Source organism: Roseibium polysiphoniae (assembly GCF_014842925.1).
Taxonomy (GTDB): domain Bacteria; phylum Pseudomonadota; class Alphaproteobacteria; order Rhizobiales; family Stappiaceae; genus Roseibium; species Roseibium polysiphoniae.
Window position 1 is genome coordinate 72,281 of record NZ_JACYXJ010000006.1, and the last position, 21,077, is coordinate 93,357.

General features: G+C 58.2%; 15 protein-coding genes. 9 read left to right on the forward strand and 6 right to left on the reverse strand.

Features of this window, described 5'->3' with window-relative positions:
• Positions 1-27: 27 nt before the first annotated feature.
• The 3 genes from IG617_RS16105 to IG617_RS16115 form a co-directional block, all read right to left on the reverse strand.
• The gene (locus IG617_RS16105; RefSeq protein ID WP_192110285.1) at positions 28-801 is read right to left on the reverse strand and encodes a TIGR02186 family protein; all 774 of its coding nucleotides are present in this window, start codon (positions 799-801) and stop codon (positions 28-30) included.
• Positions 798-1,727: a TSUP family transporter gene (locus IG617_RS16110; RefSeq protein ID WP_192110286.1), complete on the reverse strand. Its 930-nt coding sequence runs from the start codon at positions 1,725-1,727 to the stop codon at positions 798-800. Before IG617_RS16110 ends, IG617_RS16105 begins: the two co-directional genes overlap by 4 nt.
• A gap of 174 nt (positions 1,728-1,901) precedes the next feature.
• Complete coding sequence (locus IG617_RS16115; RefSeq protein ID WP_192110287.1) at positions 1,902-5,921, reverse strand: peptidoglycan-binding protein; 4,020 nt, start codon at positions 5,919-5,921, stop codon at positions 1,902-1,904.
• A gap of 407 nt (positions 5,922-6,328) precedes the next feature.
• Here IG617_RS16115 and IG617_RS16120 point away from each other — a divergent pair, with 407 nt between their 5' ends.
• The 8 genes from IG617_RS16120 (at position 6,329) to IG617_RS16155 (ending at position 17,097) form a co-directional block, all read left to right on the forward strand.
• Positions 6,329-6,793 (forward strand): MerR family transcriptional regulator, encoded by a 465-nt coding sequence (locus IG617_RS16120; RefSeq protein WP_153771043.1) that lies wholly within the window; start codon positions 6,329-6,331, stop codon positions 6,791-6,793.
• A gap of 397 nt (positions 6,794-7,190) precedes the next feature.
• Positions 7,191-8,987 (forward strand): acyl-CoA dehydrogenase C-terminal domain-containing protein, encoded by a 1,797-nt coding sequence (locus tag IG617_RS16125; protein WP_192110288.1) that lies wholly within the window; start codon positions 7,191-7,193, stop codon positions 8,985-8,987.
• Between the two features lie 144 nt (positions 8,988-9,131).
• The gene (locus IG617_RS16130; protein WP_192110289.1) at positions 9,132-10,340 is read left to right on the forward strand and encodes an acetyl-CoA C-acetyltransferase; all 1,209 of its coding nucleotides are present in this window, start codon (positions 9,132-9,134) and stop codon (positions 10,338-10,340) included.
• Positions 10,341-10,363: 23 nt separating this feature from the next.
• The gene (locus IG617_RS16135) at positions 10,364-12,577 is read left to right on the forward strand and encodes an FAD-dependent oxidoreductase (protein WP_192110290.1); all 2,214 of its coding nucleotides are present in this window, start codon (positions 10,364-10,366) and stop codon (positions 12,575-12,577) included.
• A 222-nt stretch (positions 12,578-12,799) separates the two neighbouring features.
• The gene (locus IG617_RS16140) at positions 12,800-13,816 is read left to right on the forward strand and encodes an AraC family transcriptional regulator (RefSeq protein ID WP_192110291.1); all 1,017 of its coding nucleotides are present in this window, start codon (positions 12,800-12,802) and stop codon (positions 13,814-13,816) included.
• Between the two features lie 107 nt (positions 13,817-13,923).
• The gene (locus IG617_RS16145) at positions 13,924-15,006 is read left to right on the forward strand and encodes an AraC family transcriptional regulator (RefSeq protein WP_192110292.1); all 1,083 of its coding nucleotides are present in this window, start codon (positions 13,924-13,926) and stop codon (positions 15,004-15,006) included.
• Positions 15,007-15,159: 153 nt separating this feature from the next.
• Entirely contained in the window at positions 15,160-16,212 is a 1,053-nt protein-coding gene (locus tag IG617_RS16150; protein WP_192110293.1) for an AraC family transcriptional regulator, read from the forward strand.
• A 609-nt stretch (positions 16,213-16,821) separates the two neighbouring features.
• Entirely contained in the window at positions 16,822-17,097 is a 276-nt protein-coding gene (locus IG617_RS16155) for a DUF6460 domain-containing protein (protein WP_153771037.1), read from the forward strand.
• Here the strand turns inward: IG617_RS16155 and IG617_RS16160 are convergent, their stop codons facing one another.
• Positions 17,098-18,024, reverse strand: a complete 927-nt coding sequence (locus IG617_RS16160) for a histone deacetylase family protein (protein WP_192110294.1) — start codon at positions 18,022-18,024, stop codon at positions 17,098-17,100.
• A 115-nt stretch (positions 18,025-18,139) separates the two neighbouring features.
• Between IG617_RS16160 and IG617_RS16165 the strand changes: the two genes are divergently transcribed.
• The gene (locus IG617_RS16165; RefSeq protein WP_192110295.1) at positions 18,140-19,489 is read left to right on the forward strand and encodes an MATE family efflux transporter; all 1,350 of its coding nucleotides are present in this window, start codon (positions 18,140-18,142) and stop codon (positions 19,487-19,489) included.
• Here IG617_RS16165 and IG617_RS16170 read toward each other — a convergent pair.
• Both IG617_RS16170 and IG617_RS16175 read right to left on the reverse strand, forming a co-directional pair.
• Entirely contained in the window at positions 19,486-20,583 is a 1,098-nt protein-coding gene (locus IG617_RS16170; protein ID WP_192110296.1) for a quinone-dependent dihydroorotate dehydrogenase, read from the reverse strand. The genes IG617_RS16165 and IG617_RS16170 overlap by 4 nt on opposite strands.
• Positions 20,580-20,924, reverse strand: a complete 345-nt coding sequence (locus IG617_RS16175; protein ID WP_192110297.1) for a DUF952 domain-containing protein — start codon at positions 20,922-20,924, stop codon at positions 20,580-20,582. The genes IG617_RS16170 and IG617_RS16175 overlap by 4 nt, the downstream gene beginning before the upstream one ends.
• Between the last annotated feature and the right edge of the window lie 153 nt (positions 20,925-21,077).

Genomic DNA, 21,077 nt, shown 5'->3' on the forward strand with positions numbered 1-21,077 from the left:
CACTAGCCAACCTTCGGAAATATTGCGTCAGTCCTTGCGGAAGATAACGCCGGCGAGCCAGCCGGTGAAAATGGCAAGCGTCACGGCAAGCAAACCGTAGATCAGCGAATAATTGTTCGCCAGATTATAGGTCACCTGCTCAAAGCCGCTCTTGGCAACGGTCAATTCGGACTCTTTTGCCGAGAGGAGCCCACCGTCCTGCAAGAGATAGCTCTTCACCTTGTACTGACCGACCGGAATGTTGGCCGGCAGCGGCACTTTCGTCCTAAACATTGTTTCGGTCAAAAACTCGATCGACTGAGGCCGCTCAGAATAGAGCCCCTGTTGCTGCCGCAGACGAAGGAAGGCATTGCGGAAATCATCCCGCTCGGAAAGGGGCACCCCCGAATGGCCTGAGACGGCGAGGTTCAGGTGGTGAAGGCCAATGGCATATTCATCGAGCAGATCCCGGTCCCCCAGCTCTCCGACACTCCGCGTGCTGGCCAGCGCATAAAATGACGGAACACCCTGGAAGGTCTCGTATTCACGATTGACCCAGACGCCGAGAAAACGCCCTTTGCGGCGGGTCGTGATATCCTGCGAGGGACCTTCGACCGTGATCGCCAGATCGTAGACCCCCGGACGGGCAATGGTGTTCAGGTCACGGCTGATCTGGCCGAAAATCACGATTTCCGTCCCGGTGAAATTGGACTGAATCGAAACTTCGTCCGAGGACAGCGCCGTCACCAGGTCTTCGGCCCGAGTTTGCGTTCCAAACAGGCAGACGACCATAGCCAGAAGCAGGGCAACTCGGCTTATCATGCGCCTGCTCCCTTCATGATCGCAATCGAATAGAAGTCTTCCGGCGTCAGCAACAAATCGATGGCAAAGCGCATGCCGACCAGCAGCACAAGAAGGGCGAGCAGGAGGCGCAACTGATCGCCGCGCAGGTTCTGACCCATACGCGCGCCGAACTGGGCACCGATCACGCCGCCGATCATCAAGGTCAAGGCCAGGACGATATCAACCGTCTGGGTGCCGATCGAATGAAAGATAGTGGCGGCAGCCATGGTGAACATGATCTGCAGAAGCGATGTTCCGATAACGATGTTCGTGGGCACGCGCAGCAGGTAAATCAGCGCCGGCACCATCATGAAGCCGCCGCCGATGCCGAGCACCGTGCCCAGAAAGCCGATGATGCCCCCCAGCGCCAGAATGGGCAAAACGCTGACGTAGAGCTTCGACTGGCGGAACCGCATCTTGAACGGCAGCCCGTGGATCCAGTTGTGCTGTCCGGGCCGCCGGGCTGTCACCCTTGCCCCACTCTTGCGCCTTCGGATTGCACGCACCGACTCAATCAGCATCAGGCTGCCGATCGCGCCAAGGAAGGTGACATAGGCAAGGGAAATCACCAGGTCCAGTTGGCCGACCGATTGCAAGACATCAAACAGGATCACGCCCAGCAAGGAGCCGACGACACCGCCGATCAGCAACATGGTCGCAAGCTTGAGGTCGATCGCCTTGCGGCGCCAGTAAGTCACCACGGCGGACGCGGAGGACGCCACGACCTGCGTCGTGACGGTCGCGACAGAGACCGCAGGCGGAATGCCAGAGAAGATCAGAAGCGGCGTCAGGAGAAACCCACCGCCAATGCCGAAAAGGCCCGAGAGAAATCCCACGGCGCCGCCCATGCCGAAGATGACAAACATATTGACCGGTATTTCGGCGATGGGCAGATAGACTTGCACGATAAATTGCCGGTTTTGGGGTACCCGGTCAGGGACCCGTGGATACAATGCTCCGGTTTAAGACCCTCTTGGAAAGATCTGTCAACCAGAGTCAGGCCATCACGGTCACAAAGCCTGCCCGCGTTGATCTTTTTATACGCCAACGTGTCTTGCGAGCAGGTAAACCGGCTTGGGTCAGATCGACTGGCTTTCCAGTTCCTTGATCAAATCCGCATCGACTTCACCGGTCTCGACCTTGCCAAGACTGCGCTGGAAGGCGCGAATTGCACTGCGGGTGCGCGGACCCATCTGGCCATCGGGCGTGCCAGTTTCAAAGCCGAGTTGATTCAGCCTCGTCTGCGCCTCTCGCACCATTCCCTCATAGTCAACGACATTGCCGAGGGAAATGGAGGCGTTGGTCGACAGGTCTCCCGCTGCCGCCCATTCGGGATCGGTGGCCACCTTGTTGGCGACCGGATTCGGCGTCTTGAGCTTGAACGTCTCGACCGCGAGGCGCGCGGCAGCCAGTGTCTCCTGGTCCATCATGTTCGCAACGTCGTCGCGTTTCTTGGCAGCGTCACGGTCACCCTGGTCGGCTGCAATCGCAAACCACTTGTAACTCGCCACGAGGTCCTTTTCGACACCAAGACCGCGCGCATAGAGGATACCCAGGTTGAACAGGCTGTCCTTCACGCCATAGTTGGCTGCGCTCTCGAACCACTTGCCGGCCTTGGCAAAGTCGGGCGCGCCGTCCGCGCCTTCGGCGTATAGCACTGCAAGATTGTGCATTGCCTTGGCGTTGCCCGCTTCAGCAGCCTTTGTATAGAGCTCGCGGGCCTTATCGAGGTCCTTATCAACCCCGCGGCCCTTCTCATAAAGGCTCGCAAGGCGATATTCCGCTGGCGCAAGGCCAAGATCGGCAGCTTTCTGGTACCATTTGGCCGCTTCCGCCAGATCAGCCGGAACGCTTTTGCCCTCGGTGTATTTCACACCGACGAGGAAAGCAGCTGCGGCATTGCCGCTGGCTGCAGCGCTGCGCAAGGCCATCGGGCCAACCGCTTCCGGTGGCAACTTCGCAACGAGGCTGGCTGGAACCACATCCTGCCCTGCCGGCGAAATCTCGTTTTCGAGCGGAGGCACTGCTGCGCCGAAGCTTCCGCCAACGCCACTCGGCGGTGCAAATGCCAGCGTGTCAGGTGTCTCGGGACCGGGCGCGACTGGCGTTGACGCTTGCTGAGGCGCCGGTTTCACGGGCTGGATTGCCGGGGCAGATGCAAGCTGAGGCGCGGGCTGTGCAGGTTCTGCAGGTGGCGCAACCTTTGGCGCCGCTGCGCTCTCGGCCGTACCGGGTCCACTTTCCGGCGGGCTCTTGACCGCTCCCGCGGCTCTGACCGGTGCCACCTCCTCCGGGCTGGGTGTGGCGACGGCAGGTTCCTCTACTTTTGCCACCTGCGGAGCAGCTGGCTCCTGGGTGGTTACGGCAACCTTGTCGGCTTCAGGTGATCCATCGCCAGCCGTCGTGACCATCTTGAAGACCTGCAAGGTGCCGATCATCAGAACAACTGCTGCTGCTGCAAAGAGCAATGCCCTGCGTCGCCCGCCGCCGGCGGCAAGCGTGTCTTCAGGCGCTGGCCGATCGCCGGGAAGAACCTTGTTTTCTTCTGCAGGGTCAGGATCAAACGCCGGCGTGTCCAGCACCAGTTCATCCGCGACCGCGTCGTCAGATTTCTTCGAATTGCGTTTCAAGACATTGCGCAGCCAGCCGGTACGCGCAGCATTGCGATCTTCGGTGCTGTCGTCTTTGGAACCGCTCGGCACAGCAGCCGCCTCGATCATTGCCGCTTCTTGAGATGCCGCTTGTGCAGCCCTGCGCGCCGCAGCGATGAAGTCAGCCTTGCGATCCCGCACGCGCTCAGAAGAGCGCTCTTCCTGAGCCTCGGGCTGGCGCAGCTTATTCAGCCCGCGGCCGAGAAACCCTGCTTCGCCACCTGCGGACGCCGATGCCGGTGACGCGGGTGCCGGATGATCCATCCGCTCCAGCCGTTCCAGTCGGTCCGTAAGCGAACCAAGAACCGACTGAACGCCGTTGAATGTATTTATTGTGCGCTCTTCCGAACCGTCAGCGGCATCCAGAAGCCTGCGCAGATCGCCTTGCAGACCCTCAATGGCCTTGTCGTATTCAGGTGCACGTGCCGAGGGATTTGCCGAAACGGCTTCTTTCGCCGCGTCCCTGGCAATTGCAACCACTTCTTCGCGAGTGGTCTTCAATCCGTCTTCGATGCGGGCCAACGCAGTCGTGACGCGTTTCATGCCCTCGTCGCGATCGCCGGAGGTCTCGAGCTGTTCGGCGAGCGCTGCGACCTTGGAGCCGAGCTGCTCCAGGCGTTGCTCATCAAGTCCTTCGCTGCCGCGAGCCACGGCATCCGCCAGATCACTGATGCGTTGCTCCAGCGCATCCGTCGAAGCCGGTGCGGCGACAGCCTTGCGCATGTCCCCGATTTCCTGGCGCAATGCGTCCAGATCACTCGTGGTGACGTTATCGCGAGGCTTATCAAGCTGTTCGGCCAGATCAGAGATCCGCATCTGGAGCTCGCCGAGCGCCTCGATCCCTGCTGGATCAGCAGCAGCCAGTGCGGCAGCATCCATGGCCGCCGCCGGACGGCTGGCGGTCTTTTCAATTGTATCGATCTTGCCCGAGATCGTTGCGAGGCGCTCTTCAAGCGCCGCAAACGCCTTTGGTGCCTCCCCCATCGCGCGCTCGTCGGACATCATGCCGACGATGTCTTCCAGCCTGCCCTGGAGCCGGTTCAGCGTATCGGCATCGGGAAGCCGGTCTTCCATGGCAGAGAGGCGTGTATCAAGACCACGTTGCTCGCGCGCCAGAATTTCAAGTTCATCCAGGCGACCTGCAACGAAACGCATCCTGTCATCGATGCTTTCAACCAGACCGCCAATGTCGATCTGCTCAACAAAGTTGCGCACTTCGCGCAGCTCGAGCCGGAGAGGTTCGATTTCCTCATGGCTGTTTCGATGGAGCAATTCCTCGACGCGTTCAGCAATGCCGGACACGCGGTCTTCAAGCACGATCATATGTTCGCCGCGCGGCAGAGCCGCGAAGGAATCCTCGATCTCGTTCAAGCGCGCCGTAACGCCGCGCAGAACCCTGGGGTCGATGGTTGCCCGGCTGAGCTCATCCAAACGCTGCAGGATATGGGCATAGCCGTGCTCGAGGGTCTTGAGCGTCCCGTCGACATTGGTGCGGCCAACAAGCGACTTGAGTTCGGAAACTTCCTTGCGGACTTCTTTTGCAAAGCGATCGTCCTGTCGCTCGACACGCAGCCGCTCGACCATGTTCGCCAGACGGCGCAGTTCGGCGTTTTGCTTGCCGGTCCGTTCCTGGGTGACGGAGGAATACCCGCCAATGGCGTCGCGCAAGGAACCGAGTTCCTGACGCACCATGTTGAAGGCTTCCATCTGCGGCTTGCGCAAAGAGTCTATGCGGCGGCCAAGATCCTTATAAGCGCCAATTCCCGGATCGTTGGGCGCGCGGTGCGACCCCGAAGGCATCCGCCTGCGTCCACGCGGCTCTGCGTAGGCATAGGCCTGTTCTTCGTAGTCATCATACTCATCGGCACCATAGTCATCGTCGTGACCCAGATCGGCGCCGTACGCATCTGGTTCGTAATCGTCATCCGGATAAGGCGCATCGTACGCTGAGCGACGGTCATCCGCATCGAAATCATGATGCGCGCCAAAATCCTCGCGATACTCGTCTTCATACTGCGACTTGTCGGCAAGTCCTTCGACTTTCCGGTCCAGCTTTTCAAGTGCACCAATCACCTGATCAAGACGCCCACCATCGCGCGGGGGAGACCGATCTCTCTTTGACCGACGGGCGGGGGCCTGCCCACGCGACGGGCGCCGGGGCGCAGCATCAGCTTCACGGTCGCTCAGCAAACGATCGAGTTCGTTGGCAACCGCCTCGAGCTCGCCTTCGCCGCCCATCGGGCGCGCACGTCGCCGTCTGCCCTGATCACCAAGAGAAGTCGCGGTTCTCGTCAGACGTTCAATCCGATCGCCTGGTTGCTCGTGCCGTGACGGCCGCGGACGGCGGGCATCGCGCTCGTCAAGGCCCGCATCGAAATAGCCCTCATCGTGTGGCTCATTTCTGATGCGTCCGCGGCGTCCTGCTTCACGGTTCTTCCAAGCCGGCATGTCTTGACCCTGGGGTTACGATCTTCTGACCGCTCATTTTTGACGGGCTGCGCCAAGCCAACAAAAAATACACATAGCGCCGCAGCATTTGCCGAATCTTTGTCCAGACAGGGTAAACAGCGCGTTAATTGCGGTTGCCAAATGCAAGAAACCAGAGCGGGTTAACCGTTGAGAAAACATCATCTGTCCGCCTCAGCAGGCCATCGGTTAACGATTTCCTGACAAGCCCGCTGCCGTGACTGGACCTTTACCTTCGCGTAAGGTACACGTTCCTGCAAAGTAACCGAGATTGATGTGTGTCGGGTTATCCACATTTGGCGTTTCGGTGGACGGTGAGATCCTCTCAGCCACACAGCGGCGCAAATAAAAACAAAGCTCCGGAACCGGAGATGACAAGGTAAGACGCTATGAGCGAAGCTCTTTCGATTTTGAACGACAACGAACTGGTCGATGTTGTCGCTGCCGGGGACGAAAGTACAAAAAAGACCCAATTCACCATTGGTGACCTCGCCAAGGAATTCAAATGTACACTTCGGACCCTTCGCTTCTATGAGGACAAGGGACTTCTGAATCCCAAGCGCGATGGGCTGAACCGGGTTTACACGCGCCGCGACCGCGCGCGGCTGAAGCTGGTGCTCATGGGCAAACGTGTCGGCTTTTCGCTGTCCGAGATCCGGGACATGCTGGATCTTTACGATCTGCGCGATGGCCAGGTCACCCAGCTCAGGGTCGCACTTTCACGCTTCAACGGGCAGATTTCGGTGCTCGAGGAACAGCGCCGGGATATCGAGCAGGCGATCGAGGAACTGTCGCGGACCGTCGAGATCATCTCCGGCATGCTGAAGCAGAAAGAAGCGGAAGGAGAGGAATAGGGCTCTTCCTACCCTCCCCCGCCAATTGAGAACTTTTCAACGCCTGCAGCGACCCGTGTCGCGGCAGGCGTTTTTGTTTGTCCGCTGCGCTTCCAGACGCAGCACATACTGTCGCTGCCCCACAAACCGACGCCTTGGCTTAGGCTATGAAGCCGTACGACTCTCAGCGTTCTGATCCCTAAATGTCAAAAATGGTCCCAAAATTGGACTTCGGCTTGTGGTTTTCGTAACGGTGGACGCCAATTTTTGCCCAAAAGCCTTCAAAAACGCATTTTTTCAGTGCCCCTTCCCCAAGGACACCACTTGCTCGGACGCGCAGAGGAACGTATATAGCGATCAAGGTGACGTTTACGGAAACGTCAGGTATAAGATAAATGGCAAATCTGGGAGGATTTCCATGCCGAGCTACAGCGCACCAGTCGACGACACCCTGTTTCTCCTGAACGATGTTCTGGGCTACGAGCAATATTCCGACCTGCCCGGCTTCGCCGACGCCAGCCCTGACCTGCTGGAAGCGATCTTGCGCGAGGGCGCGAAGTTTTCCGAGGAAATTGCCCAGCCGATCAACCAGAGCGGTGACCACGAGGGCTGCTCGCGCTCGGACGATGGCGTCGTAACACCGCCCAAAGGCTTCAAGGAAGCCTATGCCGCATTCTGTGAAGGCGGTTGGGGCACGCTTTCGGCTGATCCGGACTATGGCGGGCAAGGCCTGCCCCATACTCTTGCGACGGTTTTCAACGAGTTCCTGTCTTCCGCCAACATGGCTTTCGCCATGTACCCGGGCCTGACGGCAGGTGCCGTTGCCGCTTTGTCGCTGCATGCCACAGACGAGATCAAGCAAAAGTATCTGCCGAACATGATCGCCGGCACATGGACCGGCACCATGAACCTGACCGAGCCTCATTGCGGCACGGACCTTGGTTTGATCCGCACCAAGGCGTCTCCCCAGGGAGACGGCAGCTACAAGATTTCCGGCACAAAGATCTTCATCTCTGCTGGCGACCACGAGATGTCGGACAACATCATTCACCTGGTGCTTGCCCGCATTGAAGGCGCGCCTGAGGGAACCAAGGGCATCTCTCTTTTCGTCGTTCCCAAGAAGATGGTTGCAGACGATGGGACCATTGGCGACCTCAACGGCGTTTCCTGTGGCTCTCTCGAGCACAAGATGGGCATTCACGCCAACGCGACTTGCGTGATGAACTATGATGAATCCATTGGCTGGCTCGTCGGTGAAGAGAACAAGGGTCTGCGCGCCATGTTCACGATGATGAACGAAGCGCGTCTCGGCGTCGCCGTTCAGGGCCTGGCACAGTCGGAAGTCGCCTATCAGAATGCAGTCGTCTACGCCAAGGACCGACTGCAGGGACGTTCCCTGACAGGCCCGAAAGCTCCCGAGAAGGCAGCCGACCCGATCATCGTGCATCCGGACGTTCGCCGTACGCTGATGCACATCCGCTCATTCAACGAAGCGGCGCGGGCTCTCGTTCTCTGGACCGCTTTGCAGGGCGACGTCTCGCATCGCTCTCCCGATGAAAAAGCCCGGACCAAGGCCGACGACATGATGGGGCTGATGACCCCTGTTCTCAAAGGCGTCCTAACGGATACCGGTTTTGCCAACACCGTGAACGCACAGCAAATGTTCGGCGGACACGGCTATATCGCAGAGTGGGGGATGGAGCAGTTCGTCCGCGATGCACGGATAGCCATGATCTATGAGGGTGCGAACGGCATTCAGGCGCTGGACCTGGTTGGTCGCAAGCTGCCGGCCAACGGTGGCCGCGCAGTGATGGGCTTCTTCGAGGAAGTCGGCGCCTTCATCAAGGATAACGCCGAAGATGAAGCGATGAAGCCATACATCGCACCCCTCAAGGCGGGCCTCGATGACCTTCAGAAAGCGACCATGTGGTTCATGAACAACGCCATGGCCAAGCCGGACAACGCCGGCGCAGGCTCGGTCGACTACATGCATCTCTTCGGCCTCGTCGGCCTTGGCTACATGTGGGCCAAGATCGCGAAGACCGTCAACGCCAAGCTCGAAAGTGGATCGGACGGCAAGGAAGACTGGCTTAAGGCAAAGCTGACGTTTGCAAGCTTCTTCATGGAGCGTACCATGCCGGAAACGTCTGCCCACCTGGCACGAATTTCCAGTGGCGCCGACACGCTCATGTCGCTCGACGTCAACGCATTTTAAGGCACTCCCGGCCCGGCTAATGACCGGGCCGGTCATAGAGTATGCGGCGCTGTCTGCCGCCGAAGCCGAAAGAAATACTTCGTCATCTGGCCACTCCCGTTCGACAGGGAGCCGAGGCGGAGAAGAAACTCTGAGGAGGATATGATGCCTGAAGCCTATATCTACGATCACGTGCGCACGCCGCGAGGCCGCGGCAAAAAAGACGGCGCTCTGCATGAAGTACCCGCAGTCCGTCTGGCGGCCACGACCCTTGAAGCGCTCCGTGACCGAAACGGTCTGGATACGTCAAAGGTCGACGACGTGGTCCTGGGCTGTGTTGATCCGGTTGGTGAGGCAGGCGGCGACATCGGACGCGCATCAGTTTTTGCCGCGGGCTATGATACGTCTGTTCCGGGCATGCAGATCAACCGGTTCTGCGCTTCGGGCCTTGATGCGGTGAACATGGCCTCCGCCCAGGTCATGGCCGGCCAGCACAAGCTCGTTGTTGCAGGCGGCGTTGAAAGCATGAGCCGCGTTGGCCTTGGCGCCTCGGGCGGCGCATGGCCGATCGAACCGCAGGTCGCCATCCCGTCCTACTTCATGCCCCAGGGCGTCTCCGCTGACCTGATCGCCACAAAATATGGTTTCTCGCGCGACGACTGTGACGCCTATGCCGTCGAGAGTCAGAAGCGGACGGCTAAATCCTGGCAAGATGGCCGCTTCAAGAACTCGGTCGTGCCAGTCAAAGACATCAACGGCATCACCATCCTTGATCGCGATGAACACATGCGGCCCGAGACCGACATGCAGTCTCTGGCTTCGCTCAATGCGTCGTTCGAGCTGATGGGCAATATGGGAGGCTTCGATGCGGTCGCCGTTCAGGCCCACCCGGAGCTGGAAGCAATCAAGCATGTCCATCACGCAGGCAACTCTTCCGGTATCGTCGATGGTGCTGCTGCCGTCCTGATCGGCTCGCGCACAGCCGGTCGTTCCGCTGGCCTGAAAGCACGCGCGCGCATCAAGGCATTTGCCAACATCGGGTCGGAACCAGCCTTGATGCTGACCGGACCGGTGGATGTAACCGAAAAGCTGCTCCGCAACGCAAAGATGGACCTCAAGGACATCGACCTGTTCGAGATCAACGAAGCCTTCGCCGCAGTTGTCCTGCGCTATCAGCAGGCTTTCGACCTCGATCCGGAAACCGTCAACGTCAATGGCGGCGCCATTGCGATGGGACATCCGCTCGGAGCCACCGGAGCAATGATCCTCGGAACCGTGCTCGATGAACTGGAACGCCGGGATCTGAACACGGCCCTGGTCACACTGTGCATTGGCGCGGGCATGGGCACCGCGACCATCATTGAGCGCGTTTGAGGCGAGACGGAGGAGACAAAACAATGACCTACAAGAACTTCACCATCGAAACCGACGCGAACGGCATTGCGACCATCACCTGGGATATGGCGGACAAGTCGATGAATGTCATCGACCTTTCGGTCATGGAAGACCTGGACCGGCTTGTTGACGATGTCGCCAATGACGACGCGATCAAGGGCGCTGTGATCACTTCCGGCAAAGCTGCTTTTTCCGGTGGTGCCGATCTGACGATGCTGGAAGGCCTGCTCCAGAACTTCCACAAGCAGAAGTCCAAGGAACCGGAAGCTGCTGCCAGGGCCCTGTTCGACGGATCGCGCAAACTGTCGCTGATCTACCGGAAGCTGGAAACCTGCGGCAAGCCGTTCGTCGCGACGCTGACAGGCGCTTGCATGGGCGGTGGCACGGAACTGGCGCTCGCCTGTCATGCCCGCGTCGCGGCCGATGACGACGGCTTCAAGATGGGGCTGCCTGAAGTGAAGGTCGGCCTCTTCCCCGGCGCAGGCGGCACTCAGCGCGTCATGCGCATGGCCGATGGTCAGCAGGGCATGCAGTTCCTGCTTCAGGGCCGTACCCTGCGTTCCAAGCAGGCAAAGTCGATGAAGTTGGTCGACGAAATCGTTCCGCCCAAGAAGCTGGTCGAAACGGCGAAGAAATTGCTCGCAGCCGGTGTCGACCCCGTCAAGCCATGGGACAAAAAGGGCTTCAAGCTACCGAACGGCAAAGTCTACTCACCGGCAGGCTTCCAGTTTTGGCCGGCAGCCAATGCGATCTATCGCCGCGAGACCTTCGACAACTATCCTGGACCGCGTTACTTGCTCCATGCGGTGGTCGAAGGCCTTCAGCTGCCCATGGACCTCGCGCTTCAGGTCGAAAGCCGTTACTTCGCCAAGGTCCTGCAAAGCCCTGAAGCGAGCAACATGATCCGGTCCCTGTTTGTCTCTATGCAGGAGCTGAACAAGGGAGCACGCCGTCCGGTCGATCAACGCCCGAACAAGATCAAGAAGGTCGGCATTCTTGGCGCCGGCTTCATGGGTGCCGGCATTGCCTATGTCAGCGCACAGGCCGGTATCGACGTTGTGCTTATCGATCGCAGCCAAGAAGCGGCCGACAAGGGCAAGTCCTATTCGGAAGGCCTTCTGGCCAAGGCGATCCATCGCGGGCGTTCGACGGAAGAGCAGAAAGAAAAGCTGCTCTCGCGCATCAACGCCACGACCGACTATGACGCGCTTGGCGATTGCGACCTTGTCATCGAGGCTGTCTTTGAAGACCGTGAAATCAAGAAGACCGTTACAGAACAGGCCGAGGCGGCCATGAAGTCCCGCGCGATCTTTGCGTCGAACACCTCGACTTTGCCGATCACCTCTCTGGCGGAAGCCTCCAGCCGTCCCAAAAACTTCATCGGCATTCACTTCTTCTCTCCAGTCGACAAGATGATGCTGGTAGAGGTGATCATGGGCAAGAAGACGTCTGACCGGGCGCTGGCCATGGCGCTCGACTATATCAAGGCAATCAAGAAGACCCCTATCGTGGTCAACGACAGTCGTGGTTTTTACACCTCACGCGTCGTGATGACCTACATTCGCGAAGGCCTGATGATGCTCGCCGATGGTGTGCCTGCCGCCATGATCGAAAATGCGGGGCGGATGGCCGGCATGCCGGTCGGCCCCCTGTCATTGGGAGATGAGGTCGCGCTCGATCTTGCCTGGAAAATCGTCTCGGCGACCCGCAAGGACCTGGGTGTCAAATACGTCGAAGGTCCGCTCGACAACATTCTTGAAGAGATGGTCGTGAAGCGCGAAAGGTTTGGCCGGAAGAACGGCAAGGGCTTTTATGACTACGCCGGCCGGGACAAAAAACTGTGGCCCGGTATCCCTGACGTTGTCGGACAGCCAAAGCCCGCTGAGAGTTTCAACATCGACGAACTTCAACAGCGCCTGCTGGTCATGCAGGCTCTGGAAACGGCGCGCATCTTTGAGGAAAAGTGCCTCACGGACGTTCGTGAAGCGGATGTGGGATCGATCCTCGGCTTCGGCTTTGCCCCTTACTCCGGCGGCACCCTGAGCTACATCGACACCATGGGAACAACCGAATTCGTCGATCTGTGCAAGAAGTTCACCCGCAAATGGGGCCCGCGCTTCAAGCCGAACAAACTGCTGCGTGACATGGCGAAGACCGGGGACACCTTCTACGGCAAGTTCCCGCCTGTGGTCGCTGTAAAAGACGAGGCGGCCTGACCCAAACACCCTTCTGCAGCAGCGCTTAGACTTAGAGACGATCACGGGCGGCGAGGAAACTTGCCGCCCGTCTTGCCATGGCTATAGCTTAACGTGGAATATTGACGACTAGTCTTCCCCGCTCTACCCCTTTGATGTTCGGCATTTTTTACGATTTAAGCCCACGAACGTCGCGCTATATTGATATGGTGGGACTTGGGTGCGGAGGGCGAAGCAACAAAAATGAATGCCACCGATGAATGGGCACGATCAGAAATTCTGAACGCGCTGAAAATGGCGCTTCCTTCAGAGAGTTTCTGCTGGCCGACACTGGCGAAAAGATTTGGTTTCGATCTCCAGGCACTGGCCGAGCCAGACGGAGTGGTGCCTTTCCGCGCAACCACCGCCGTCTTTGAACATGTTGCCGAAGTGCTTCAGGATGACGCCGCCCTTTTTGACATTTTCCACGAGATGGACCTCGGCAAGTTCACGCTTTACGACTACCTCTTCGTCTGCGCGCCGACGCTGAGAGACGGTTGCCTTGCATGGAAACGCTTCCTCGCGATGAGAACCAACTGCGTCTCGCTTACGTTCACCGAAGATGACAGCACTGGCACTCTGGAGTGGGTCATTCCACCTCGGCTGGGCAATTACACTCAGAACATGTTTGCCCGCATCGGCTGGTCGGTAAAGCGTGTCGAAACGGCTCTTGATCAAAGCCCTGCGCCGGTAAGAATTGAACTGATTGCAAATGCGCCTTCCAAGACTTCAAGGCTTCAGGAGCGCTACGGCGACAGGATCAAGTTCGGTCAGTCGCGAAACTGCCTCGTCTTCAGCAAGGAGGTCCTGTCGCAGGCACCAAAGCGGAATGATGAGAACCTCTACTCAATCATTCAAAAAGCGGCCTGCGAAGAGCAAGCTTCTTTTGCCCAACGAGGCTCACCACTCTGCAGGATTGCCGACGAAATTTCGGAAACCATGAAAACCGGCACGTGCAGCTTGCAGACGGTGGCATCCAACCTGGGCATTTCGCAACGGTCAATTCAAAGGCTTCTCGCAGAAGAAGGGACTTCGTTCCGCCAGATGACCGAGGAAATCCGGCGCTCAGCAGCGGGCCGCTATCTGCGCGAAACAAACCTGCCCATGAAAGAAATAGCGTTTCTGCTCGGCTTTTCAGAAATCAGCACGTTCTCACGCGCTGTAAAGTCCTGGTACGGCCAGCCTCCCAAGGAAATCCGGCGCACGATCTCCGGCAGCTAGATTGCGCATACCTGATGCTGGAGAAGGCTCGCTTGCAGACCCCTATCGATTTTCACCTGAAACCTGTCGATAATCGACATCTTGCAGACTGACGTCACGACACCCCGTTGACCCGTGCCCGAGCTGTGCCCTACGCTTTGTCCGGGTTTGAAAAAGGTGGGCTGCTAGCTTTGTCGGAAAAAGATCTTGGACGCCTGAGAGCCGGCCCTTTGGCTGCCGTCGAAGCTCGCGCAATCCGGAATGGCCTGTGCTGGGAATCCATCGCGTCGGACATCGGCTTCGACCCTTACCTGTATCGACGGCACGATGGATTTATCTCAGCCAGGAAGCTCGTTGATCTTCTTGAGCACGTCGCCGACGCGTCCCGACGCGACGCGGAAATATTCGACGAGGCAAGCACACTCCAGATCGGAACGCTGTCAATTCTGGACTATGTGACCCTTTGCGCACCAAGCATCGAGGTGGGACTGCGCAACTGGGCCAGGTTCCAGATCACCTGCAACACCGCGGTTTCTGTCTCTTTCAGGGTCGAAGACAACTGGGGCTGCATGGAATACGGGCCAATGGCACAGTTGGGGAAGCACAACCAGCTGTCTTACGCCATGGCGACAGCTGCATCGTCGCGCTTCATGACACTCTCTGAAGGCATTCCTGACGCGATCCGTATCGAGATTGACGCCCCTGCTCCCTCGGGCCAGGCGGCATTTCTGACAAAACATCTTTCAAAAATTCAGTTTGATTGTCCCAGGACCCGCATTTTGATTCCCGCCAAGGTCCTCGATGAACAACCACCTCGCTCCGAATCAAACCTTTACCGCGTTGTTGAAAAAGCCGCTCTTGAAGACGTCACGGCTCAGATCGGCGTCGAAAGCCCGCTTGGCGAGATTGTGGAGACAATCAACACACAGCTGAAAAATGGCCACATTTCGATCTCCACCGTTTCCTCTGCCCTCGACATCTCGGAGCGCAAACTCCAGCGCGTGATCTCTGCCGAAGGAACAACTTTCCGACAACTCATTGAAGAAACACGTAAATCTCTTGCGCAGCACTATCTTCACGACACGCAGCTATCGATGAAGGAAATCTGCTATTTGCTGGGTTTTTCAGAAACAAGCGCTTTCTCGCGCGCCGCAAAATCGTGGTTCGGTAAGCCCCCGAGGCTGTATCGGGAGCAGGTCAACAAGAGCTGAAGCGTAAAATTGCCACTTTTATGCCTTTCTTGCTGAGAGGAGAAACACGCGCCTAAACTGCAGAACGGTCAAGAGCGCAACCTTTTATTTCTGGATATGGCCCTTGGTCGCCCTCAAGAGCGGCAGGCTAAAAACTAGAGCTGGAAAAGAGCGATGCTCGCGCCAATGGAGAGTGAATGGGTCATTGCGAGACCCCTCAAGTATCTCGGCGAAGCCGCCCGTCAAAATGATATTAACTGGGACGCCGCGCTGCTGGATTGTGGCCTCGACCCTGACGATCTGAATGACCCCGAAAACCATATAGGTGTCAGGTCCGCACTCCTGGCCTTCGAGTTCTTCGCCGAAAAACTCGACAATGATGCGCGCGTCTTTGACGTCTTCGATCAGGCCCCGGTCGGCTACGAAAGCGTGTTCGACTATGTCTTTCTCTGCGCTTCCAGCCTCAGAGAGGGCCTGCGAAACTGGGCGCGTTTCTGCCCGGCCCGCAGCAACTGCATGACGATCGCGTACCAGGAAAATCAGCACTTTGCTGTCCTAAGCTTCTCATTTCCGGATCATTTCGGACCCTACGCGCAGTTTGCCTATGGCTTCATGGGCTATCTTTGTGGCCGGATTGAAAGGGTCGGAAGCGAGGGGCAAGCGCTGGTTCGAATGGAGATGTCCGCCAAGCAACCGCGCCATAGCAGTGCCTTTCTCGAAAGGCACAGTGGTCAGATCGCATTTGACGCCGAGGAAAACCGTATACTGCTGCCTCTCCAAAGCCTGCAACGGGTTCCAGAGAGTGCCGATCCGATCCTTTTCAGAATTGTCGAGATGGCAGCCCTGCAGGAACTTGAGGCTGTCGGCGCGCCAGCAACCAAGACATCGGCGATTGCAGAGAAGATCAGTCAAGGGTTAAGAGCCGGAGACTGTTCCATCGAATACGTCGCCTCCTCTCTTGGCATGTCGAACCGCAGCTTGCAGCGGGCCTTGGAAAACGAGGGGACCAGCTATCGCAAGGTCCATGATGACGTTCGCCGCTCCATCGCCCAGCGCTATCTCGTCGACACCGATATTCCGATCAAGGAGATTGCCTTTCTTCTCGGGTTCTCGGAGGTCAGTGCGTTTTCTCGCGCGGTGCGGAACTGGTTCGGACTTGCGCCCCGCGCGCTCCGCCGACAGCCCTCGTCAGGAATGCCCAAGCCTCAGCTAAGCAGAGCCCCCTGATCAGAGCAGGACTTCAGTACAAAAAACCAAGCATCTGCGGTAATGGCACGAGACCGCCCGTTGGCCTCTATAGCGATCCCGTGCCACAATTTGCCTGTCGGGCCGACGCGAGATGGGAGGAGATCGCATCGAACCGAAAATGCTCTTCACGGGGGTTCCTCCAGGTCCGCCAACCTGATTGAACTGCCTCGTTCCCGAGCACCAGACACCGCCCAATCTTGTAAGCGCTCTTCCAGACCCACTTGCGGCTGGGAGGATCTCAGATGCGGCCGATGGGGCACGTGCTTCTGAAAACCAAAAACCCTGCCAAGGTCTGGCGGCAGATTGGACAGAGGACCGAGCTGCGCATACACCGGGAGAAGGTGATTCTCACATCTGCAACCCTCATAAATTAGATAGCTATTTGAATTTGACGGGCCTGTAATTGGCAGAACTCGTCTTACTTTTATCCATTCATGCCAATTGGGATTGCAGAATGGCGTGATTGGCGAAAAACATCCGTTTTCCCTCAGGCATTCGGATCAAAACTGACAAAGCCGGTTGTCTGGGCCTACAACGCTGCTTAACTACGGAGCAGTCACACGTTTTCGCAGGATGACAGGAGCAATGATGTCCGAGCGCAATCTTTCCCGTTTCATGGGCGGGTCTCCCGGGCAAGTCATCCTTCGCCTCGTCTTTCTTTCTTTTGTCGTCGGCGTAATTCTCTCCGCCCTCGACCTGGATCCACTGGAGATCGTCGATATCGTTGTCGGCTTCTTCAAGCGACTTTGGGAAATGGGCTTTGACGCGATTGGCAGCCTGCTGCGCTACTTCGCTCTTGGCGCTGTAATCGTGGTGCCTCTTTGGCTCATTTCCAGAGTGCTGAACCTGGGAAGCAAAGGCTAGCTAAACGATCGCGGATTTGCTGAGGTCGGCGACTGCAGTCGCCGCTCTGTGCAGGGACACGTGGCGGTCGGAGAGTTCGTCCATGTCCTTTGAGTAGCCGCCGCCCAACACACCTGCCAATGGCAGCCCGGCTGCGCGCACGGTCTCGATGACATATCGGTCGCGGCGCGCGAGGCCTTCACGCGTCAATGCCAGTCGGCCCAGACGGTCGCCTGAATAGGGATCCACACCGGCGTTGTAAAAGACGATGTCGTATGAACCGTCCTTCAAGAGCTCGGGCAAGATTGTAGTCAGCTGCTCTAGATAAGGCTGATCGGCATGCCCATCAGGCAGCGCGACATCGAGGCTGGAGGGCACCTTGCGCACCGGATAGTTTTTCGCCGAATGCATCGAAAAGGTGAAGACACTGTCGTCGCCTGCAAAGATGTCGGCAGTGCCATCCCCCTGATGCACGTCGAGATCGATGACCAAGGCTCGGCGAACCACACCATCGGTCTGCATGACCTTGATGGCAACAGCGACATCGTTGAACACGCAAAAGCCTGCCCCATGTGCCCGGCGCGCGTGATGACTGCCTCCGGCGGTGTTGCATGCCAAGCCATGCTCCATCGCGAGATATCCCGTCAGAACAGTGCCCCCCGTCGCACATCGCGCGCGCAAGGCGATGTCCGGCTTCATCGGAAAGCCGATTTCGCGGGCGATTTCCGCTGGCACATTTCCGGAAAAAACCTGGTCGACGTAAGTCTCGTCGTGAGCGAGCGCAACCCATTCGAATGGCGCCGGCCTCGGCCGATGAAACTTGCCCCCTGCCAAGAGGCCATCCTCGACTATCCGGCTCGCCACGGCCCTGAACTTGTCCATCGGAAAACGATGGTCTTCGGGAAGCTCGGCGCAATAGGCGGGATGGTGGACGATCGGCACGCTCATTTGCGGACCATATAGCGGCATTAGAGTTTTTGGGAAGGCCTGAACCGGGGCCTGTATTGGCTTGACGACATCGCTCGGCAGGGTCAAAGCATGGCTGCCAATGCCAAGGAATTCCATGACCCAAGCCAGCCATTCCGCCGAGCAGACCTTTTCCGTCACCCATCGCAGCGTGCTCGCGATCGCCATTCCGATGACATTCGCCTATCTGTCGACGCCTATTCTGGGCGTGGTCGATACTGCAGTCATAGGCCGGCTGGGTGATGCAGCCCTCGTCGGCGGCATTGCCATAGGCGGCGTGATCTTCGACCTTGTGTTCACGACCTTCAATTTTCTGCGTTCGGGCACCACTGGCCTGACTGCCCAGGCCATGGGCGCTGGCAACAACTCAGAAATCAAGGCGACCTTCTTGCGCGCCCTGGTCATTGCCTTGGCCGCAGGTCTTGCCGTGATCCTGCTGCAAGCGCCCTTCCTGGATCTTGGCCTTAGCTTTCTGGGTGGAAGTTCCGAAGTTCAATCGGCGACACGACGCTACTTTGAGATCCGGATTTACAGCGCTCCATTCCTGCTCGCCAACTATGCGATCCTCGGCTGGTTCCTGGGTCTCGGCCGCGCCGGAACGGGCCTCATGCTGCAATTGGTGCTCAATGGTCTGAACATTGGCCTTTCGATTTTCTTTGTGATGGGCCTTGGCTGGAGCATCGAAGGCGTTGCGCTCGCGACAGTGCTCAGCGAAATCGCGGCCACGCTGTTCGGCCTCATCCTCATTTTGCGCGCAGTCCGCGGCACGTCATGGCCAGCCCTTGCAGAGGTCTTTGATCGTCGGCTGTTTTTGCGCATGCTTGCCGTCAACCGTGACATCATGATCCGGTCGTTTTCGCTGCTGTTTGCCTTTGCCTTCTTCACCGCCCGCTCCGCCGACCAAGGCGACGTCATGCTCGCCAGCAATGCGATCCTGGAGAAGTTCTTTATCGTCGGAGGCTACTTTCTCGACGGCCTCGCAACAGCCGCAGAGCAATTGGTAGGCCGGGCCATTGGCGCGCGGCACAGGCCAGCTTTCGATCGAACAATACGCTTGACCACAGTCTGGAGTTTCGTCCTGGCGGCGCTGCTCGCCATCTTCTACTTCATAGCCGGTCCAGCCCTTTTTGACCTGATGACAATTTCGCCGGACGTGCGCGAAATTGGGCGCATATATCTGCCCTGGGCGGCCCTGACACCACTGCTTGCTGTTCTCGCCTTTCAGATGGATGGCGTCTTCATTGGTGCGACGTGGTCAAAAGACATGCGCAACATGATGCTTCTGTCCCTGGCGATCTACATCGCAGCTTTCTATGCTCTGTTTCCGCTGTTGGAGAACCATGGGCTCTGGCTGTCTCTGGAGATCTTTCTGGGCCTGAGAGGCATCAGTCTGGCATTCATTTGCCGACGACGCGCGGATGAGATCTTTGCTGCGGCCAAACCCTAGTCAGGGTCTGCTTCAGCCCAGGCGTCTACATTGACGCCACGCGCCTCTTCAAGGTTCGAAAAGCCGTGTTTGTCGAGCTCTCTGGAAAGGCCTTCGACAATGCGGCCAACGAGCCCGACACCCTGAAAGACGAGGGCTGAGTAGAGCTGAAGTAGGTTCCCGCCCGCGGTGATCTTGGTCCAGGCCGCCGCTGCGCTATCGATCCCTCCGACACCGATGATCGGAAGATCTGGCCCCGCCAGCTTGCGCGCCTTGGCAAGTACAATGGTCGAGCGCCGGAACAGGGGTTTCCCGGAAAGCCCGCCAGCTTCATCGCGATGCGTCGCCGAGCGCAGTCCCCCACGTTCGATGCTGGTGTTGGAGATAATCAGGCCATCGACACCCTTGGCAAGAACTTCCTCGATGATCTCTGCGAGTTCGTCATCCCCAACATCCGGGGCAATCTTGAGCAGCACCGGCACCTTGCGGCCCACGACTTCTGTTCTTGCGTCCCGGGCACTTATGACGCCTGTCAGGAGTTCCGAAAGGGCATCGCGCGCCTGCAAATTGCGAAGGCCTGGCGTGTTCGGCGATGAAACATTGATTGTGAAATAGGACGCCATGTCGGCAAAGGCTTCAATGCCATCGACATAGTCGGCAACCCGGTCAGTCGCATCCTTGTTGGCTCCGACATTGATCCCGACAATCCCGGTCTGGGTGACACGCGCTTCAAGCCGGGCGCGCAAAGCTGCATGTCCTTCGTTGTTGAAACCATACCGGTTGATCACGCCCAGATCTGCCGGCAGGCGAAACACCCGCGGGCGCGGATTTCCGGGCTGCGCCCTTGGGGTCACGGAACCGACTTCGGTGAAGCCAAAGCCCAGTTTCAAGAGCGCGTCGGGCACTTCGCCATTCTTGTCGAACCCTGCCGCCATTCCGAGCGGATTGGCAAACTCCAAATCCCAAAGCTTCACATTCAATCGCGGATCACGTTCGAAGCGCGCAGGCGGTAGAAGGCCCGACTTCAAAGCCTTGATCGTCACACCATGTGCCGTTTCAGCGTCCAGCTGGTGAAGTCCAGCCAATGCAATCTTTTCAAGGGATAGGAAAGTCATTGATCAAGATCCGGAAACACGTGAACGCCATCTTCGCCCAGCGGAAGCTCGCGAACCCATATGGCCGTTTTCGTCGTGAGAGTGGCATAAAGATGCGGGAACAGCGCACCTCCTCGCGATGGCTCCCACTTCATGTCCGCACCGAAATCGTCAGCCTCGAAGGCGGCAAGAAGCAGGTCATCCTGGCCTGCGAAATGTTTCGCCGCTGTTTCGCGGGCTTGCTCCGCGGTCGAAAAATGGATGTAGCCATCCGCCAGATCCACCGGTGCGCCCTTGAACTCGCCGACTGCCTCGGCCGATTGCCAAAGAGAACGTGGAAGGATCTTGTAAATCAGCGCCATGGGTTTCCGTTTCCGCCTGCATCGTCCGACATGTATTGCCCCGAACCTAAATTTCGAGGCGGACCCTAACGCCCCCGCCAAATAGGGACAAGCGTCGAAGAAACCGGATCAACCCGAGGTCCTGGATATTAACGCTTTGACAGGGCTTTTGCC

Excerpts from the sequence above, each read along its gene's own strand:
- IG617_RS16105 (WP_192110285.1), bottom strand. The coding sequence starts at position 801 with ATGATAAGCCGAGTTGCCCTGCTTCTGGCTATGGTCGTCTGCCTGTTT.
- IG617_RS16115 (WP_192110287.1), bottom strand. The coding sequence starts at position 5,921 with ATGCCGGCTTGGAAGAACCGTGAAGCAGGACGCCGCGGACGCATCAGA.
- IG617_RS16120 (WP_153771043.1), top strand. The coding sequence starts at position 6,329 with ATGAGCGAAGCTCTTTCGATTTTGAACGACAACGAACTGGTCGATGTT.
- IG617_RS16125 (WP_192110288.1), top strand. The coding sequence starts at position 7,191 with ATGCCGAGCTACAGCGCACCAGTCGACGACACCCTGTTTCTCCTGAAC.
- IG617_RS16130 (WP_192110289.1), top strand. The coding sequence starts at position 9,132 with ATGCCTGAAGCCTATATCTACGATCACGTGCGCACGCCGCGAGGCCGC.
- IG617_RS16135 (WP_192110290.1), top strand. The coding sequence starts at position 10,364 with ATGACCTACAAGAACTTCACCATCGAAACCGACGCGAACGGCATTGCG.
- IG617_RS16140 (WP_192110291.1), top strand. The coding sequence starts at position 12,800 with ATGAATGCCACCGATGAATGGGCACGATCAGAAATTCTGAACGCGCTG.
- IG617_RS16150 (WP_192110293.1), top strand. The coding sequence starts at position 15,160 with ATGCTCGCGCCAATGGAGAGTGAATGGGTCATTGCGAGACCCCTCAAG.
- IG617_RS16155 (WP_153771037.1), top strand. The coding sequence starts at position 16,822 with ATGTCCGAGCGCAATCTTTCCCGTTTCATGGGCGGGTCTCCCGGGCAA.
- IG617_RS16160 (WP_192110294.1), bottom strand. The coding sequence starts at position 18,024 with ATGAGCGTGCCGATCGTCCACCATCCCGCCTATTGCGCCGAGCTTCCC.
- IG617_RS16165 (WP_192110295.1), top strand. The coding sequence starts at position 18,140 with ATGACCCAAGCCAGCCATTCCGCCGAGCAGACCTTTTCCGTCACCCAT.
- IG617_RS16170 (WP_192110296.1), bottom strand. The coding sequence starts at position 20,583 with ATGACTTTCCTATCCCTTGAAAAGATTGCATTGGCTGGACTTCACCAG.
- IG617_RS16175 (WP_192110297.1), bottom strand. The coding sequence starts at position 20,924 with ATGGCGCTGATTTACAAGATCCTTCCACGTTCTCTTTGGCAATCGGCC.